The 18446-nt window shown below is 64.3% G+C and carries 19 protein-coding genes; 12 read left to right on the top strand and 7 right to left on the bottom strand.

All coding sequences use genetic code 11. The features are described from left to right. Positions 1-328 precede the first annotated feature (328 nt). On the top strand, positions 329-1312 hold the full coding sequence (locus LDH66_RS05270) for a PGF-CTERM sorting domain-containing protein (RefSeq protein WP_226480017.1): 984 nt from the start codon (positions 329-331) through the stop codon (positions 1310-1312). 411 nt (positions 1313-1723) lie between these two features. Then, a complete protein-coding gene (locus LDH66_RS05265; RefSeq protein WP_226480016.1) occupies positions 1724-1951 on the top strand; it encodes a DUF8149 family protein in 228 nt (75 codons plus the stop codon). Between the two features lie 29 nt (positions 1952-1980). On the opposite strand, the gene LDH66_RS22865 is transcribed toward LDH66_RS05265, so the two are convergent. Then, positions 1981-2112 (bottom strand): hypothetical protein, encoded by a 132-nt coding sequence (locus LDH66_RS22865; protein WP_264182207.1) that lies wholly within the window; start codon positions 2110-2112, stop codon positions 1981-1983. 210 nt (positions 2113-2322) lie between these two features. On the opposite strand from LDH66_RS22865, the gene LDH66_RS05260 reads away from it, so the two are divergent. Then, positions 2323-2757, top strand: coding sequence for a hypothetical protein (locus LDH66_RS05260; RefSeq protein WP_226480015.1), 435 nt, complete (start codon positions 2323-2325; stop codon positions 2755-2757). 135 nt (positions 2758-2892) lie between these two features. After that, entirely contained in the window at positions 2893-3303 is a 411-nt protein-coding gene (locus tag LDH66_RS05255) for a hypothetical protein (RefSeq protein WP_226480014.1), read from the top strand. Between the two features lie 270 nt (positions 3304-3573). On the opposite strand, the gene LDH66_RS05250 is transcribed toward LDH66_RS05255, so the two are convergent. After that, positions 3574-3924, bottom strand: a complete 351-nt coding sequence (locus LDH66_RS05250) for a thioredoxin family protein (protein WP_226480013.1) — start codon at positions 3922-3924, stop codon at positions 3574-3576. Positions 3925-4139: 215 nt separating this feature from the next. Here LDH66_RS05250 and LDH66_RS05245 point away from each other — a divergent pair, with 215 nt between their 5' ends. Together LDH66_RS05245 and glnA are read left to right on the top strand one after the other, a co-directional pair. After that, entirely contained in the window at positions 4140-4496 is a 357-nt protein-coding gene (locus LDH66_RS05245; RefSeq protein WP_226480012.1) for a DUF8106 domain-containing protein, read from the top strand. A gap of 232 nt (positions 4497-4728) precedes the next feature. Next, the gene (glnA, locus tag LDH66_RS05240; protein WP_226480011.1) at positions 4729-6081 is read left to right on the top strand and encodes a type I glutamate--ammonia ligase; all 1353 of its coding nucleotides are present in this window, start codon (positions 4729-4731) and stop codon (positions 6079-6081) included. 154 nt (positions 6082-6235) lie between these two features. Here glnA and LDH66_RS05235 read toward each other — a convergent pair whose 3' ends face one another. Next, on the bottom strand, positions 6236-6466 hold the full coding sequence (locus LDH66_RS05235) for a helix-turn-helix domain-containing protein (protein ID WP_226480010.1): 231 nt from the start codon (positions 6464-6466) through the stop codon (positions 6236-6238). Positions 6467-6632: 166 nt separating this feature from the next. On the opposite strand from LDH66_RS05235, the gene LDH66_RS05230 reads away from it, so the two are divergent. Further along, positions 6633-6938: a hypothetical protein gene (locus tag LDH66_RS05230; RefSeq protein ID WP_226480009.1), complete on the top strand. Its 306-nt coding sequence runs from the start codon at positions 6633-6635 to the stop codon at positions 6936-6938. Between the two features lie 24 nt (positions 6939-6962). Here LDH66_RS05230 and LDH66_RS05225 read toward each other — a convergent pair whose 3' ends face one another. From LDH66_RS05225 to LDH66_RS05210, 4 genes are all read right to left on the bottom strand, one after another. Then, positions 6963-7802 (bottom strand): metallophosphoesterase, encoded by an 840-nt coding sequence (locus LDH66_RS05225; protein ID WP_226480008.1) that lies wholly within the window; start codon positions 7800-7802, stop codon positions 6963-6965. A 10-nt stretch (positions 7803-7812) separates the two neighbouring features. Continuing rightward, entirely contained in the window at positions 7813-9663 is a 1851-nt protein-coding gene (locus LDH66_RS05220) for a hypothetical protein (protein WP_226480007.1), read from the bottom strand. Then, positions 9660-10934 (bottom strand): Single-stranded DNA binding protein, encoded by a 1275-nt coding sequence (locus tag LDH66_RS05215; RefSeq protein ID WP_226480006.1) that lies wholly within the window; start codon positions 10932-10934, stop codon positions 9660-9662. Before LDH66_RS05215 ends, LDH66_RS05220 begins: the two co-directional genes overlap by 4 nt. 482 nt (positions 10935-11416) lie before the next feature. Further along, complete coding sequence (locus LDH66_RS05210; RefSeq protein ID WP_226480005.1) at positions 11417-12412, bottom strand: phosphate signaling complex PhoU family protein; 996 nt, start codon at positions 12410-12412, stop codon at positions 11417-11419. Between the two features lie 511 nt (positions 12413-12923). Here LDH66_RS05210 and LDH66_RS05205 point away from each other — a divergent pair. From LDH66_RS05205 to phoU, 5 genes are read left to right on the top strand one after another with little or no spacing between them, the layout of a single operon-like run. Continuing rightward, a complete protein-coding gene (locus LDH66_RS05205) occupies positions 12924-13982 on the top strand; it encodes a substrate-binding domain-containing protein (protein ID WP_226480004.1) in 1059 nt (352 codons plus the stop codon). Positions 13983-14029: 47 nt separating this feature from the next. Beyond that, on the top strand, positions 14030-15097 hold the full coding sequence (gene pstC, locus LDH66_RS05200; protein WP_264182206.1) for a phosphate ABC transporter permease subunit PstC: 1068 nt from the start codon (positions 14030-14032) through the stop codon (positions 15095-15097). Then, positions 15094-16665, top strand: a complete 1572-nt coding sequence (gene pstA, locus LDH66_RS05195) for a phosphate ABC transporter permease PstA (RefSeq protein ID WP_226480002.1) — start codon at positions 15094-15096, stop codon at positions 16663-16665. The genes pstC and pstA overlap by 4 nt, the downstream gene beginning before the upstream one ends. After that, positions 16662-17594: a phosphate ABC transporter ATP-binding protein PstB gene (gene pstB / locus LDH66_RS05190; RefSeq protein ID WP_226480001.1), complete on the top strand. Its 933-nt coding sequence runs from the start codon at positions 16662-16664 to the stop codon at positions 17592-17594. The genes pstA and pstB overlap by 4 nt, the downstream gene beginning before the upstream one ends. Beyond that, the gene (phoU, locus tag LDH66_RS05185) at positions 17594-18313 is read left to right on the top strand and encodes a phosphate signaling complex protein PhoU (protein WP_226480000.1); all 720 of its coding nucleotides are present in this window, start codon (positions 17594-17596) and stop codon (positions 18311-18313) included. The genes pstB and phoU overlap by 1 nt, the downstream gene beginning before the upstream one ends. Positions 18314-18446: the final 133 nt, after the last annotated feature.

Genomic DNA, 18446 nt, shown 5'->3' with positions numbered 1-18446 from the left:
GCTCCCAGAGACGATGCGGACCCACGGAGCAGGAGGCCAGTTCGCAAGCCGGGTCGGAAGCGATACCGGCCGCGAGTGATCTCGATGGCGAGTCCGGTACCCATTCCAACGGTGAGTCCGGTAGCGACCGGTTTCGATTGCAACTGATCGTTCAAACGGCCGCCTACTCCGGGTAGCAGCCTGCTACTCCCCGGGTACGCTGCTCATATATAGAACGGCGAATCCGGTACCTCAGTTTGATGACCGGTACTGTCACACGACAGTCGTCGTCGCGGAACAGTTGTCCGATCAATTCACACGGAACCGAAACCGGGGGCGGGAAGTGACCATGCTCGGATCACGAGGATCGCGTAGTCCGTTTCCCGGCGGGTGGCGCGGGCTGCTCGCGCTCGGACTCGGCCTGGCCGTAATCGGGAGTCTCATCGCGACGGGAGCTGGCGCGTCCGCGGGTATCGTCGATCCGGATTCGAACAGTTCCGTCTCCGAAGAGGAGTACGTCGAGCCCGCACCGGAGCCGGGCGATCCCTACTTCGAGGCAGCTGCCGAGGACGGCAGCTGGGTCAGCTACGAGAACCCGCGTGACGAGTACCGGAGTCCGTACCTCGGAGACGGCTCCGGTAAGGTCTGTGTCACGCTAGTCAACGAAAACGGTGATCACGTTGTCGGCGAGTCGGTGCCGAACACGTCCGTCACGATCCCGACGAACGACGTCACGAGTTGGCACTCTCACGCGGATCCGATGACCGTCCAGTTCCCCATGACCGACCACTACGATCGCCCGCTCGATGCCGACCAGTTCGGAACGAGCCCGGACGTCGCCCAGGGTGACGGATACATGGACTCTCACTGTATCGAACTGCACGGGAATCCCGAAGACGCGACTATCGAGTACGGCGAAGCGGAGATCAGCGGCGAACACGCCGACGAGATCGACGTCGCCGGATACATCCAGCAGGTCCCCGAAGGCGACGGCTGGGACACTGACATCGATCCGGTCACCGCCGCGGAGCCCTACGAGGACGCCGGCGGCGGCTGGACCTACCGGACCGAGGCCTCTCACGGACAAGTCGTCGTCGTATTGCAACTCGACGCAGCGACCGGCGGCGGGTCCGACCCCGGTGGCTCGAATACGACCGATTCGGACGTGAACGAGATGGACGAGACGGACGAGACGAACGACACCACGAACGCGAGCGACCAGCAGATCGACGACGAACCCGAAGACGACAGTCCGATGCCCGGGTTCGGCGCGCTCGCGGCCCTCATTGCGCTGTCGGTCGCCGTCCTTGCGCGCCACCGCAACCGCGGCTAACGCCGGACTCGAGGCGCGTCGGTTCGGGTCACAGTTCGATTCGGACGGAATCCAGTACGGTGTCACGACTCGGCGAGAGACGAGTCGGCCGAAAGACAGGGAACGGCTACAGATGTAGCCGGGAACCATGGAGCTCCTCGCACGTCACGACGGGGCGGACGGATCGGATGGGGTCACCCACCGACAGACTGTCGTACCCCCCGTCTACCTGACTGTTCGCTCGGACCACAATAATACTGCTGGCCAATTCGCGGGAAAAGCGGCGGAAACGGACGGCAGAATTCGGTGAACGGCCGATATGACTTGGTATAGCATAGCAATGCTGACCGGCTGACCGCTCCGAACGGCGACGCGACTCAGCCGTCGCTCGAACCAATTAGGTTTTACCGGTCGACGCGAGATACCCGACAAATGACGAACACAAGCGAGTCGGACGGGGACGCGCCGCGCGTCCCGGTCGTCTGTCCTGACTGTGAAACGACTTCCCGCGTTCCGCTCTCGGACGTCGCCGACGCGATCGAACGACACAATAACCAGCTCCACGACGGCGACGACGTCGCCGAGGTCGATCCCGATGTCGCCGACCGCATCGCGGATCTCGTCGCCACCGAACTCGGACTCCTCGAGGACGCCGACTGAACGCTCTCGGCCCGTTGACCGCCCTCGAATCAGCGACTGAAGTACTCGCGGATCCTGTCGACGAGCGAGCGGGCGGATCGATCCTCTCGGTCCCGTTTGGTGACGAGACCGTCCTCATCGGGCTTGTCGTCGAGTCGGACGTCGGGCCGTTTCGAATCCATACCCATCGACTACGGTAATCGCTGGGACAAGCATTGCCCCTGCAATCGTAACGAGGAGCGAGTGGTCGATGCCCTCGATCGACGAGAGCGAAATCCAGCGCGTTCGTTCAAAATTTCGTCGACGTTCCGCTCGAGAGGATATATTTCGTCGGATCCGACCGTTAGTTCAGTGAGAAGGCTTATACTGTCATACCCGACTCTACCCACCATATGGCACGCGAGAAAGCGACAGTCGACCCCGATACCGGGGTCGTCGCAGCCGAGAGCGAGACCGAGGACGCAGCATTCTACAGCACCGACACGACCGCGACGGCGACCGTCGCAGCGACGAGGACGGGAGCGGACAGTGCCGGTGCGAGCACCCTCCCGAACACGCTGACGATCATCGGTCAGGGAGTGCCCTCGAGTTTCGAACTCACTGTCGACGGCGAGATCGAACCGGCCGACGAGGACGAGGTGACTGACGTGACCGTCCTCTCGGGGACGACGGTCGAGGGAACGGTCGAGAACGGCACGGTGACGGTTCGGTTCAGCGGCGAGTTGACTGACGTGACATTTGTCGATCGCGGGATCACGGGCCGGACGCCGGCGACCACCCCGAACGTTCACGTCGATTACGACGTACCGGAGCGGTCGCAGTCGTAACCGGACGCGTTCTTCCTCTCACGCGCAGCGTATCGTCCGAAACCGGGGAGCCGTACCGATCGAGACGCCCGCGCTGTACTCTCCCGGCGAACCGAGACGTAAACATACTCCTGGAAGGGGATCCAACGTCCCCACATGGACGACCACACTTCCGACGCCGATGCGGAGAGGGACACCGGTGTCGAGACAGACACCGATATCACGGTCGAAACGGAGGCTCACAGCCACGCGGAGGGTGGACACGTTGTCGAGACGAAGGCCGGAGCCCCGATCTATGCCGACGCCGGATCGGAAATCGACGCCAGGTGGATGGACGCCGCCGACGGGCGCATCCTCGAGTTCATACAGTCGGAGGACGTCTTCGAGCCGAGCCAGTTCGAAGAGGAGGGGATCTGCCCCGGGAAGTTCGCGGCCTACCGGTGTCGAGAACTGGCCAAGTACGGCCTCCTGAAACGCCACATGCCCGGCGTCTACGAGATCACCGACGCGGGCGAGCGGTACCTCGCAGGCGACCTCGATCCGAGCGAACTCGAGCCCGACGAGTAGCCGCACGAGTTCGACGCGGGCGGCAGACCTTCCTCGTGCCCGCACGCGCAATCGATCAATTCGAATCTCGAGTCCGGCGGGCGACCGTTCGGTATCGTCCGTTCTGCCGCCGTCTCCTCTCCCTGTCGACCGGCGATCTCAGGAGCCGAGGTGGTGGCGGCCGTCGGGCGAGCCGTTCTCGTCGACCACCGTCGCCGGTCGGACACGATAGACGAATTCGAGTGAGCGGTGAGAAGGGTGTGTCGATCGACGCGCCGTCGACTACTCGCCTCAGTCGGCGTCGACGGCGGTCGGAACGTGGGTTTCGAGGAAGTCGGTCACCGCGTCACCGCCCTGGAACCCCTCCGCCAGCCGCGCGGTCTCCGCTCCGTCCTCGAACAGGATCAGCGTCGGCACCGACCGAATGTCGAACCGGTCGACGAGTTCGATGTCGTCGCCGGGATTGACCATTCCGATCGCGACGTCCGTCGCGCGGGCGACGTTACCGAGTACCGGTTCCATCGCCTGACACAGCGCACAGCCGCTGGTGTAGAACTCCACGAGCGCAACGTCGTGGCTCGCCACGAACTCGTCGAGCTCTTCGCCCGTCTCAAATCGGCTCGGTTTGCTGGTTGCGGCCATAGTCGCGGCTACGGATCCTCGGCGGAAACCCCTGACGGACGTCGAGGCGACTCGAGAGCGACGGCCTCGTCGGTCACTCGTGGGCCAGAGTCACGTGACCACTGCGCATTTCCCGGCTCGGTTGACGGTGTCGTATCGAAGATTCACCGGGAAATTGTATTGTGTGAACTGATTACGGAGTGTGACTTTATAGCTGGGTCCTGTACCAACGCTCGATGACTCGGCCCGCAACTGACCACGACGACGGTGCGCCGACCCCCCGGAAAGCGACGCTGTTCTGCTGGGAGTGCGACCACTCGAGTCCGGTCGACGGTGACTGGCTAGTGGAATCTCGAGACCGGTACGATGCGTACGTCTGCCCCGGTTGTGAGACGACGCTCGCGAAACGGCCGCAGTCGACCAATTCATCGCGCGAGCGAGCGACGAACGGACCACTGGTGGCCTGGGAGCGGGCGGTCCGCGCGTCGGCGGCGATCTGGCGAGTGAGCGTCGACGTCGGGGTCTCGAGTCTGGCCGCGTTCGTCGGTGTCGGAGCGACCGCTGGTATCCGCGGGCGTTTCGGAACCCGCTAACCGATTCGTCGAGCGACGGCCGGACCGACCGCAAGCGACAATTACCGACGGTGGTGATGGCGGCATCCGAACGACTATTCAATTTTGACGTGAGTTTTTCGTCCGATGTCATCCGCACTCCGAATATATCATATTACAACGTACGTTTGACCACTTTTCGAGCTATTTGCGGATATTCGCCAACAACAGTAGAGTTTTAATAGTAGAATCCGTTGGCTTAGGCGAGCAGAAGATGACGAACGGAAATCTGACCGCTGCGGAAGAGGAGGTACTGGACGAAATCGAGGAGGAAGACATCGACTTCCTTCGCCTGCAGTTTACCGACATTCTGGGGACGGTCAAGAACGTCTCCGTGCCGGCCCGACAGGCCGAGAAGGCCTTCACCGAGGGGATTTACTTTGACGGCTCCTCGATCGAAGGGTTCGTGCGCATTCAGGAGTCGGACATGCGGCTCAAACCCGATCCCGACACGTTCGCGGTCCTCCCGTGGCAGAACCGCGAGGACGGCGCGTCGGCCCGCATGATCTGTGACGTCATCGATACGTCGACGGGCGAGCCCTTCGAGGGCGATCCGCGACGCGTTCTCAAGAACGCCCTCGAGCGCGCCGACGAGCTCGGATACACGGTCAACGCCGCACCCGAGCCGGAGTTCTTCCTCTTCGAAGAGGACGAGGACGGCCGCGCGACGACCGAGACGGGCGACCACGGCGGCTACTTCGACCTCGCGCCGAAAGACCTCGCCAGCGACGTTCGCCGGGACATCATCTACGGCCTCGAGGACATGGGCTTCGAGATCGAAGCGAGCCACCACGAGGTCGCCAAGGGCCAACACGAGATCAACTTCGAGTACGACGACGCGCTCTCGACGGCCGACAACGTCGCGACGTTCCGGACCGTCGTCCGCGCGATCGCCGCCAAGCACGACCAGCACGCGACGTTCATGCCGAAACCGATCCCGCGCATCAACGGCTCGGGCATGCACACGCACCTCTCGCTGTTCGAGGACGGCGAGAACGCGTTCCACGACGAGGACGACGAGTTCGACCTCTCGGAGACCGCCCACTCCTTTATCGCCGGGATCCTCGAGCACGCACCGGCGATCACGGCGGTCTCGAACCCTACCGTCAACAGCTACAAGCGCCTGGTGCCCGGCTACGAGGCACCGGTCTACGTCGCCTGGTCGGACCGTAACCGCTCGGCGCTGATCCGCAAGCCGGCCGCCCGCGTCCCGGCCGCCTCGCGCATCGAGGCCCGCTTCCCCGATCCATCGTGTAATCCCTACCTCGCGCTCGCGGCGCTCATCCACGCGGGTCTCGACGGCGTCGAGCGCGACCTCGACTGCCCCGACCCGGTCCGAGAGAACATCTACGAGTTCGACGAGGAGAAACGCGAGGAGTACGGCATCGACACGCTGCCGACGAACCTCGGCGAGGCCGTCGAGGCCTTAGAGGAGGACGAAGTCATCTACAGCGCGCTCGGCGAGCACGTCGGACCCAAGTTCGTCGAGGCCAAGAGCCAGGAGTTCGAGGACTACCTCGTCGACGTCTCCGACTGGGAACTCGACCGCTACCTCGAGACGTTCTAACTGACCGACTGCGACGACCGCTGGCTCTCGGCACCGTCGCTCCGACGGCGTGGAACCCGATGCCCGCACCGAAGCGACTCCCCGCGAATCGATTTCATTTTCGACGGCACGGCGAGAACAACGACTCGACGCTGTCGGTGGCACTGCCTCCCGGTCAGTTCGCGGCGTACTCCGACCCGGTCCGTTCGACGTAGCCGGCACTCGAAAGCGAGTTCAGTATACTCAGAATGTTGATCTTCTTCATCGCCAGTATCTCCTCCAGTTCGTCGACCGTTGCGCCCTCGACCACGTCGAGATAGATGTAGACGAGTTTCGCCTGTGCTGACTCGAGGTCGTCGGGAACCGGATCGATCTGTGTCGCGGAGCGGTGTTGCTGTGAACTCATTGTCAGCTATAGGCACCTCGTTCGTGTATATAAATCCACACGTAATTGGGTACCAACGGATACTAGGACTCAATATGGACCGAGTCAACTGATCACAAGCGTCTCGAGCGAAGCGATCTCGAGGCGAAAGACGACGTTTTACGGCGACCGTCCGTCATCGGCGTATATGACCGCGGACGAGCGACCGACACCACCACCGGAACTGGACGGCGTGGACGGCGAGGTACTCGCGGAACTCCTCGAGCGAGACGCAGCGACGCTCCGGACAGTGAGTGCGTACATCGACGACGTAGCTGCGTGGAAGGAAGCGCGAGGCGAGAGCGAATCGGAATCGGCAGCCGATCCGGACGCGTATCCCGAGGGCGTCCCGGAGCGTGCGACGGTCTCGGTGACGGAAATCGGCGACACCGAATATCACTACTATCAGTGGCGCGAGGGCGACGAGATCAGATCGAGGACGGTCCAGCGGTAGCCGAACGCGGGAAGTCGACGTTCGTCACACTGAGTCGTATGGTCCGAGCCGCGTCCCGTCCAGCAGGTAGGCCTCGCCCTCGGCCAGCCCCGCCGGGAGAAACGGCGAGAGAAACGACTGTCCGGTCACGTTGATCCACGTCCCCCCGACGAGGTCGTTGAACGCCGGTACGACGATCGCCTTCGGCGGCGATTCGTCAGCACGCTCGAGCCACGAGACCCCCTCGTATTCGGACCGGTCGCGAAACGGGGCCGGATCGAGCCGTCCGCGGAGCCACGCGCGTTCGACGCGGCTGCCGCCGACCTCGTCCTCGAGTCGGACGCAGGGATGTTCGTGACCCAGACAGAGCACGTCGCTCTCGAGGGCGGCCCGCGAGGGCCACGTGTGCCCGTGACAGATCCCGACATCGCCGAGGGCGATACCATCGCCTGGGACGACGTCGACGGCCGCTTCGATATCGTCGCCATCCGCGAGCCAGGTCTCGATCCGGCCGTCGTGGTTGCCTTTGACGACAGTCACTGCGAGATCGGCCGCGAACGATTCGAACAGCACCTCGAGCTCGCCGCGTTCGGCCCCGCCCGGGTCGCCGATCGAGTGCATGAGGTCGCCGAGGACGACCAATCGGTCGGGGTCGGTGCGCTCGAGCAGCGACACGAGTCGCTCGCGCCGGTCAGGTGCCCGACTGGGAACGTCGACGCCGCGCTCGTATCGCAGCCCGGCCTCGTAGCCGGCGTGATAGTCGGCGACGAGCAGGGCGCGTTCGCCCCCGATTACCGCGGTCGCGGCCGGTTCACCGGGAACGGGTTCGACTCGAGCGGGCGTCGACGCGGACTCCGCAGCGGCACGTCGGGGATCGTCTCGCATCGTCGCCCGATCAGATCGCTTTCAGCGTCTCGTCGTCGGGCTCGTAACACTGGCCGCCCATCAGGGCGTCCTGAATGGCGTTTTCGACGTCGTCGGCGGACGCGCCGGTGTCGGCAGCGACCCGCTCGATCACCGTCGTCCGGTCGGCACCGTCGCCGTCGTCGAGTTCCTCCATCGTTTCGACGACGTAGTCCTCGAGGTCGACGTCGTCGGCCGGTTCGGCCTCGGAGTCGTCGGCCTCGGAGTCGTCGGTCGCTGGCTCGTCCGCGCCCGATTCCGGTTCCGATTCGGCTTCGGCCTCGAGTCCGGACTCCGGCGGCGCGCCGAGATCGTCGTCGGAGTCGGCGGCCTGTGTACCGGCGGTATCGTCGTCGGCTGCGGACCCGTTCTCGCTCGATGCCGATTCGCCAGCCGGTTCGCCGGCGTCGACGTCTTCCGAGTCGGGAACGTCGATATCGGCCTCGCCGGGCTCCTCGACTTCGCTCCCGGTCGTGAACTCCGCACCGAACTCCTCCTCGAGTTGTTCGCGTTCCTCCTCGTCCATCTCGTACATGCTGTCGTCGACGTCGCCGGCGTCGAAATCGCCGAGTTCGTCGTCGCCGTCGTCGGCCGCCGACTCGGCGACGTCGTCGGACCCCTCGGCGGCGTCGGCCGTCGTCTCGGCGGGCTCGGTCTCGAGCGTCTCGCCGTCGGAGTCGGTCTCGTCACCGACCGGTTCGGGGTCGGCCGCCGACTCGGTAGCCGTCGTCTCGGTGACATCGGCGGCGACATTCGAGTCATCGGCGTCGTCGGTGACGACCGATCCGTCGGTCTCGCTCGAGTCCGCTTCGAGGTCGGGTTCGGCCGCGTCGGTATCGGGCTCGGACTCGATCTCGGTCGTTCCGGTCTCAGTCTCGGATTCGACGTCGATGTCGGCAGTTTCGGTCACGTCGGAACCGTCACTGGTCGCCGTTCCGGCCGCGGAGCCCGAATGTGCGTCCTCGGGGTCGGCCGCCGCGCCGCTCCCGCCGGCCGCGGCCGCGACGGGTTCCGTCGGCGCTGCGTCGGCGTCGGCGTCGGGTTCGGGTTCGACACCGGCCTCGAGCGCCTCGATATCGACGCCATCGAGGTCGGCGAGTGAGACGAACGTCGCGTCGAACTCGGGACTCGTCGCATCCGGTGCGACGTCGAGCCCGCTCACCTGATCGCGGTCGCCCGCGACGACTTCGCAGGCCTCGAGGGCGCAGTTCCGGAGCGCCGCGAGGTACGACGGCGTCGTTCCGTAGTGGTCCTGCGCGAGCGGAATCCCCGCTGCGAGACCGGATTCGACGCCGGCCTCGAGCAGGGCGTCGGTCAGCGCCTCGTCAGTCACACCGAGTTCTGCGGCTCCAGCATAGGTCCCGATACGGTCGAGCGTCTGTTCGGCCGCACTGACGACCCAGCGGTCCCGGGTGTCGGCGTCGACCGTGGCAATGCTCTCGGGGCGGATCGAGGTGTAGACCTGATCCGAGTCGTCGGGCTGGAAGGTCCGAGCTTTGCCCGTCACCGCGACGAATGCGGGCGGCTCGGTCTGCTCTAAGAACGCCAGTTCGTCGGGCTGGTACTGGCCGGCGTAGACGACGAACGCGCCCGTGGGATCGACGACGCGGGCGCGCACCATCTCGTCGTTGACCGACGTGACTTCGGTCAGCGTCCCGACGGCGAAGACGCGGTTGAGTCGTGCACCGGTCGGCGTGATCACGTAGTTGGGTGCCCGCTCTTCGTCGCTCTCGGCGTAGGAGAGCGAGGCGTCGTCGTACTCGGCGGCGAAGAGTCGGTACGCGAGTTCTCGTCCCGGGATCTCGTCGTCACCGTCGCCGTTCCCGTTGCCGTTCGCGCTCATGCGTCCACCTCCTCTAAGAAGGCCGTCGCACGGGCGGCCGGATCGTCGTCGCTCTCTTCGAAGATCTCGGCGTCCAAATTCGCGCCGTACTCGTCGACCGAGAGGTGACCGCGCACGCGGTACTCGCGACCGACGATGCGCTCGCGGATGCGATCCGCGACGACCTCTTGGTCCATCGCCTCGCGAGCCTGCTCTAAGGCGTCCTCGAGGGTCCCGCCGTAGACTCGCTCGGTGAGTTCGTCGTCGAGGACGACAGTGACGGTGCCGGTGCCGTCGTCGAGGATTCCCTTGACGCGCATGTCGTCGATCCCGTCGACGTCGCCGTGCGTTCGACACTGTCCCTTCTGGATGACCCGGTAACACTCCGGACAGCGCTGGATGAGGCCGGAGCCGTCCCGGACCGCGAGCAGATTGCCCACGACTTCGACGTCGTAGATCCCGCCGGTGGCGACGGCGTCGCCGACGTCCATCGTCGAGGTGTTACTGCCGACGTCGATCTCTCGGTCGAGCGCAGTGACCGTCGAGAACTCCGAGACGTTGACTTCGGGGACGCCCCGGAACTCCTGGACGTAGGCGTTCTCGATGCGAACCGTGCCGCCGTCCTCGATTTCGGGGGCCGGATCCCAGTTCGTGAACGGGAGGCGGCCGCTCTCGTCGCCGAAGACGCCGCTCAGGATGTCCGTCTCCCCGTCGCGACCGTCGATCGTCTTGAGCTCGCACTCGAGGACGGTGACTTCGATCGTGACCGCACGATCGCCGGTCCGGAGGTCGGCCAGTTGAGCGTCGCCGCCGATCTCGTAGGGAACCTCGAGCGAGTCGGCCTCGAAGGACAGCGAGGTGCTCTCGCCGAGGTTGAGTTCGGGTTCGCCGTCCCACTCGCGGACGCCCGCGTTGCCCGCGGTGATCGTGTCGCCCGGCTCGAGGCCGAAGTCCTCCCACGCCGTGTAGTCGATGACGCCGGTCTCGTCGGCCAGTCGCCCTTCCACGATGACGTGATCGGAGCCCTGATAGCGGATCGATCGCTCGCCCGCGGTGAGGACGACGCCCGTGACGGTAACGTTGCTATCGTCGGGCGCGATCTCGGCGATGTCCTTCGCGGACGGCGTTCCGCCACCGCCGCTGGACCCGTCGCCGTACTTCCGTCGGAGGCTCTGCTTGGCCTCGTCGACCGGGACGCTGTACTCCACCAGGTTCTGCAGGTCGTCTTTGACCTCCTCTTTGTCAACACCGAGGTCGGAGGCGAGATCCTCGGCATGATCGTCGAGTTCCATCACTCGCCTTTCGAGTCGGGGCGTAAAAAGCGTTCCCGGAGGAGGGCGGAAGTGAACGCACCGGACGCCGACTCGAGCCGTTCGGCATCCGTCACGGGGTCCAGCAGGCGTGCCGAGAGACGATCAGTAGAGGGCCACACGAGTTCTTCGTGAAGAATATCTCCTGAAACGCATGGTCAGTACAGGAGCTCGCTGTCTTACTCCGGACCAATTAACCGGCGTGCAGTGGCGCGCACTGTCGGCCGACCGAACGATGGTGAGGTCGGTTGATAACACTGCGCGAGGGATGAGCGAGCGCCGGAGGCGTGAGCGAATCGGCTGGGGAGGGCGTGGCGATTCCCTGTCGCCACGGTAGCAGGACACTTCTCTCCTCACGTATCCCCGTCAAAATCCACTGGACCATACACCCGTTCACTAGCACCACTCACTCATTTACGGCGAGATCCCGGAGCAAAATGATCGCACGCGGTATGATCGTCTCGTCAAGGTCGCGGTGCGGCCTTCTGGAGCGCCGTCTCGGCGATATTGCCGCCGTAGTCGGCGCTTCTGGACAGCGAGTCGACGATCAACCCCAGTGACTGGGCCTGCACCGGCTCGAGGTCCCGGAGCATGTCGTCGATCTGGCGGGTGTGCTCGTCGATCTCGAGGACGGCCTCGCGGGCCTCGTGCCCGAGCCGGTTGGCCTCCTCGGTCTCGTCAGCGAACAGCGCGTCCATCGCCTTCTCGAGGACGGTCGAGGCGTCGGCCTGCAGTTCCTCGAGGCCCTCGGCGACCGGCTCGGGGATCTCGTCGAGTTTGAGCGCGATGTTACTGATCTTGGCGGCGTGGTCGGCGACGCGCTCGAGTTGGCGAGCGCTCGAGTGGAAGTCGAAACAGTCCTCGCGGGGGACGCCGAGTTCCTCGGCGGCGCGGGGCGACCGAAGCGTCGCGCGGAAGATCCGCGAGACGACCAGCCAGAGGCGGTCGACGTCGTCGTCGCGCTCGATCACGTCGTGTGCGATGTCGTCGTCGTTCTCGATCAGCGCCCGGACGGCGTCTGCGAGCATCGACTGGGCGATCAGGCGCATGCGCGTGACGGCGTTGACGATCGACAGCTCCGAGGAGTCCAGCAGGTCCTGAATGACCACGCTGTCGGTCGTCTCCTCTAACACCTCGACGCCGACCAGGCCCTGGGTCGCGTCGCGGATCGCCCGGCGCTGGTCCGTCGTGATCCGGCCCGCCTCGAGTCTGATGATGTCGAAGCCGCTGACGTACATCGTCATCACGGCCCGGGTCAGGCGCTCGCCCTCGAGGCTCGAGATGTCGAGCGTGCCCTCCTGTCGGTCCGTCTCGTCGCGAGGTGTCAACAAGAGCGCGTCGTCCTCGGGGTAGAACTCGACGGTCGTTCCGGCGCTGACGTCGTTATCCGTCGCCCAGGTCTTCGGCAGGGAGACGGTGTACGTCGATCCGCCGGTCACCTGCACCTTGCGCGTTTCCATGTGCCGGGGTTTTGGATGCCGGAATATAAATATACATGTCTCTATAGAGTCTCGCCCCGATCGGGACACAGCCGCCGCAGAAACGGTCGTTTCGATCGCTCTTGAGGAGAAGATATCCGTATCAATACCCGTATAGATAGTGCCTAATATAGTCGTATATAGATATAGTTCGATTTCTGATCCGCTCGCCGTTGTGCCGGAGACGGGCGCGAACGACCCGACTCTGGGTCCGCACGCGGCGGGAGTCAACGGGCGGGGACTCACGTCGGATCACCGACCGGGACGGCGTCTGTCGTGTTCGATGCCCGGCGTTGACGGCGGTAGCTCGCGGGCCGAGTCACTGACCGATCGTCGTCGTCTGACCGTGTTCCGTTAGTTACACGATCGGTAGCAGGCCTGACCGGACCGTTTCCGACGCCCCGATTGAGACCTATATAGGAGTATGTTCCCTCTGAGTAATATATACGGCTCATAGCATCGTATTTTTATACCCTCTCGAATTGACCACGTGATGGCAGACAACCAGTTCGGACGCTCTGTCGACGGGGTATCGCGACGAAAGTTCATCGCAGCGACCGGTGCGATCGGTGCGGTGACGGCTGCCGGCTGTCTCGGGAGCGACGACGGAAGTAGCACTGAGTCGCTTTCGGCCGACGGCTCGTCGACGGTCTACCCGATCACGAGCAGAGCCGGATCGCTGTGGAACTCGAATCCGCCCGCCGGCGACGAGGACTACTGGATGCCAAGCGACTACGATATCGATACCGATCAGAACCTCGCGGAGTACTGGGGCGGTCTCTACGGCTTCGAGTCGGACGGCGATGGTCCACCGTTCGAGACCTCGATCGGACTGAACCACACCGGTGTCGGCCTCGAGAAACTCGAGAACGGGCAGGTAGACATCGGTGATGCGAGCGCCCCCGTTGCGGCCGAGTTCCCCGACCGGAGCGAGGACGAACTCTCGGACTTCGTCGATCACGTCGTCGGCGTCGACGCACAGCCGATCATGGTCAGCAGCGAGGTCAAAGATGCCGGTCTCGAATCGATTACGATCGAGGAAGTGCGGGGAATTTATCAGGGAGAGATCAGCAACTGGACCGAGGTCGAGGACTACGGTGGCGACTCTAAGGAGATTCAGGTCATCGGCCGCGCCGAGGGCTCCGGGACGGACACGTCATTCCGAAACAACGTGCTCGGTGATCCCGACGCCGACATGAGCGTCGACGCTCGTCACGGAGAGAACCAGCAGGTCCAGACGGTACTGGAGAACTCGGACAACGCGATCGGCTACGCCGGCCTCGCGTTTATCTCGGACGGCGCGCCGATGGTCAATCTCGTGATCGACGGCACGGAGTACACTCGAGAGCGGATGGCCGACCCGTCGTATCCGCTCGCACGCGACCTCCACTGTTACACCTGGGAGGACACGTCGGACAAGGAGGCCGCGTTCCTTCGGATGATCCTGCACGACTACGGTCAGGAGAATTTCGTCGAAAACGCGGACTACCTCGGACTGACGGACGAGCGGCAGCAAACCCAGCTGGACAAACTCCCCGAGCCGAGTAACTGAGCACCACGACGTCTACTGCTTTCGCAACTGTACGAACTGATTCACCAATGTTGAATTCATTACGAACGAGTGATTCGTCGGGTATCGATGACCGCAACGCAGACGGCGGGCGATCGCCCGTCCTCGTCGCGGGTGGCGCTGCGTTGGTGGCTTCGCTACTGAGCTTTCTATTCGCTCCGGGAGTGACGGTGTTTTTCGTCTTCGCGTTTCTCGTGGTGGCCGTGTACGGCTGGTTCGCACACCAAGAGACGACCGCGAAGGGACTGATGTTCCTCGCGACCATTTCGACGGCGCTCGTCCTCGTGCTCATCACTGCGTACCTGTTTCTCCGCTCGTTTCCCGCGTTCGAACGGATGGGACTCGACATCCTCTACACGAACGGGAACTACTGGAGCCGCGGTGACGACAGATACTCGCTGTATCCCGCCATCTGGGGCACCGTCCTGACGACCATCCTGGCGACGCTCGTCGCCGCTCCGCTCGGAGTCGCCTCGGCGATCTTCATCAGCGAGATCGCACCGTCGTGGGCACACGAGATCGTGAAACCGGCCGTCGAAACGCTCGCCGGAATCCCCTCGATCGTCTACGGGTTCATCGGGTTTACGATCATCAACGGCTACATGATGGACAACTTCGGCCTCACCTCGAGCGGCAGCATCGTCGTCGTCGGCGTCGTCGTCGGGTTGATGGCGCTCCCGACGGTCGCATCGGTCGCCGAGGACGCCATCTCGAGCGTGCCCGATCACATGAAAGACGGGGCCGTCGCGATCGGCGCGACGGAGTGGCAGACGATCAAGAGCGTCACCCTTCCCGCGTCCTTCTCGGGAATTTCGGCCGCGGTGTTGCTCGGCGTCGGCCGCGCCGTCGGCGAGACGATGGCCGCGACCGTCATTCTGGGGAACGTGATGCAGTTACCGGAGCCGCTCTACAACGTCTTCGGCAACACGGTGACGCTGACCAGCCTCATCGCCAGTCAGTACGGTAACGCACACGGCCTCCACATGCAGGCGCTGTTCGCTGCCGGCGTGATCCTGTTTCTGACCGTGATGGCGTTGAGTATCACTGCCCAGCTGATCGAGGCGCGCGTCAAACGGAAGCTCGGAGGTGAACTATGAGCGAACGCACTCTACGAAACCAGTCGCGGAACCCGTTAGCTGTCGAGTATTCGGCCACGCTGGCCGGACTTTCGATCGTTCCGATCGCGACGTTCCTCGCGGCGTTCGTCGTCGGCGGCCTCGCGCTGGCCGGACAACGCTCCCTCGGATCGACGGTCCTCGGTATCGGGCTGGAGACTGTGCTGACGGCGCTGTTGTTCGTCTCCGGCGGCTGTCTCCTCGCTGTCGGCGTCGGCTCCCGATACGGCGTCGTCGAGACGACCCCGGACAGATCGGCCGGCCTCGGCGTCGCGGGCGGGTTCGGGTTCGTCGCGTTCAGCGGGGTCGGGCTGATCACGTCACAGACGTTCGGATTCGGTCGTCTCGTGTGGGCGCCCCTCGCGCTGACCGCCGGCCTCACGGTCGCCGGTGCGATCGTGTTCGCACGAGAGGATCTCGGCGTGACTGTCCCCGCCGGCCTGTTTTCGGTCGTCATCGGCGGTCTGATCCTGTTCGACGTACTGACGCCCGCTTGGGCCTGGAGTCCGGCGGGGTTCGGCGTGACGTTCAACGGGACCGTCCTCATTCCGCTGCTAGCGATCGTCACCGGTTTCGTCACGGCGTGGGCCGCGGCAAACGCCTTCGAAGGGTTCGGCGCGGCGGGTCGACAGGCAGGGGCGTTCTTCCTGATCGGCGCGAACGCCGCGCTCATCCTGTTGGTCTTACTCCTGCTGATCGCCTTCATCGTCAAGAACGGGTTCTGGTATGCAGTCGACGGTATCGAGATGGGTCCGGGACTGCACTTCCACTGGCCGTTCGTAATGGACGGCTACGACGTGGTCCTCGATCAGAAGGGGATCTATCCGGCGATCATCGGCACGTTCTGGCTCGTCGTCGGCGCCCTCGTGATGGCCGTTCCCCTCGGGGTCGGCGCAGCGATATTCCTGACCGAGTACGCCGAGGAGGGGCGGTTCACGAGCGTGATCGACATCGCGACGAACGGGCTCTGGAGCACGCCCAGCGTCGTCTTCGGCCTGTTCGGCTACGCGTTTCTGGTCCCGCGACTCGGGAACAACACGAGCCTGCTGGCCGGGATGATCGTCCTCGGGTTCATGCTGCTCCCGCTCGTGCTCATCACGAGCCGCGAGGCGATCAAGAGCGTCCCCGACGACTACCGGGACGCCAGCGCGGCGCTGGGCGTCTCCAAGTGGGAGACGATCAAGGCCGTCACGATACCCTCGGCGATGCCCGGAATCGTTACCGGAATCATCATCGGCATCGGCCGCATCGCCGGGGAGACGGCGCCGATCCTGATCGTCACCGCCGACAACCCCCAGCGGAGTTCGGCACCGGCGATCATGGGATCGTTCGAACTCACGACCTCGCCGCCGTTCATCGTCAACGAGGCGTTGTTGAGCGGCTCGAGCGCGCTCCCCTACCAGCTGTACGGTGCGATCACGACGGGCGTCGTCGGCGACGATCCGGGATACGGATGGGCGACCGCGTTCGTCCTCCTGTTGGTCGTCCTGTCGTTCTACGTGATCGGAATTACCACGCGGATATACTTCAGAAAGAAACTACAAGCATGAGCAATACGCAAAACGCGAGCCACGATCCGGCGGAATCGAATCGGGACGTCCGATCGGCCGACGCCGTCACGCAGACCACGGCCGGCGAGTCCCAGGAGGAGACACAGACGGAGTGGACCGACTACGAGTTCCGGGGCGAACCGAAGCTCTCGGTCGAGGACCTGGACGTCTACTACGGCGACGAACAGGCGCTCCAGGGAATCACCATGGACATCCCCGAGAACAGCGTGACCGCGCTCATCGGCCCCTCAGGCTGTGGGAAGTCCACGTTCCTTCGGTGTCTCAACCGGATGAACGACCGGATCAAGAGCGCCAGCGTCGACGGTTCGGTCGAACTCGAGGGCGAAGAGATCTATCAGGACGGTCTCGATCTCGTCGAACTCCGCAAACGCGTCGGGATGGTGTTCCAGTCTCCGAACCCGTTCCCCAAAACGATTCGGGACAACATCGCCTACGGCCCGCGCAAGCACGGCGACATCGAAACCGGGCTCCTCGCGCGGCTGCTCGGAGACGACTCGAGCGAGCGGGAACGGAAACTCGTCCAGCGGTGTCTCGAACAGGCGGCCCTCTGGGAGGAGGTCAGCGACCGACTCGACGACAACGCGCTGGGCCTCTCGGGCGGTCAGCAACAGCGGCTGTGTATCGCCCGCTGTCTCGCCGTCGATCCCGAGGTCATCCTGATGGACGAGCCGGCCTCCGCTCTGGATCCGATCGCGACCGCGAAGATCGAGGACCTGATCGAGGAGTTGGCCGAGGAGTACACGGTGGTCGTCGTCACGCACAACATGCAACAGGCCGCCCGGATCTCCGATCAGACGGCGGTCTTCCTGACCGGTGGCGAACTCGTCGAGTTCGATGACACCGACAAGATCTTCGAGAACCCGGAGAGCCAGCGCGTCGAGGACTACGTCACCGGCAAGTTCGGGTGATGACCCGACCGGGCTACCGGGAGCGCCTCGAGCGCCTCCGCGAGGCGGTCGTCGCGATGGGCGATCTGGTCGCCGAGCGACTCGCCGACGCCATCACCGCGCTGTTCACCGACGATCGAACGCTCGCCAGCGAGGTAATCGCCGGCGACGATGCGGTCAACGATCGCTATCTCGACATCGAACACGAGTGTCTCGACCTACTCGCGTTGTACCAGCCCGTCGCCGGTGACCTCCGATTCGTCGTCGCCGCCTTTCAGATCGTCACCGATCTCGAGCGGGTGGGCGATCTCGCGACCAACCTGGCGGGGTATACGGTGGATTCGACCGAAACCGCGCCGACGCTTCCCGACGTCGACTTCGAACGGATCGCAGCACTCGCACTCGAGCAGCTCGAAGGCGCGATCGACGCGTTCGTGACGGACGACGCCGCGGCCTGTTTCGCGGTCGCCGAGCGAGACGACGAACTCGACGACCGGTGTGCCATCGTGATGGAGCGTATCGTCCAGACTCTCATCGACGTCCGCATCGACGGCAACGGTCGAATCGGCAGACGGCCGAGCCGGAACGCGTCCGACGACCGGCCGATAGAGGACGTACTCACGGACGTCTCGCGAACGTTCGTGATCGTCCGTGACCTCGAGCGCGTCGGCGATCACGCGGTCAACGTGGCGGCCCGGACGTTGTACGCGCTCGAGAGTAGCGAAGAGTTACTCGCGTGACCGTGACCGTCGGTCGAACGGAATTGCTGTGATTCATCGGGAACCATCGTTGAGCGGACCGGCACCGGACGAATATTCTCGAGTGACCACCGAGGAAACCGATTAGACCGTCGGCCGGCGAAATCTAACCGTA

This window comes from Natrinema amylolyticum (assembly GCF_020515625.1).
In the GTDB taxonomy this organism is placed as follows: domain Archaea; phylum Halobacteriota; class Halobacteria; order Halobacteriales; family Natrialbaceae; genus Natrinema; species Natrinema amylolyticum.
This window is presented reverse-complemented; position numbering and strand designations above follow the sequence as displayed.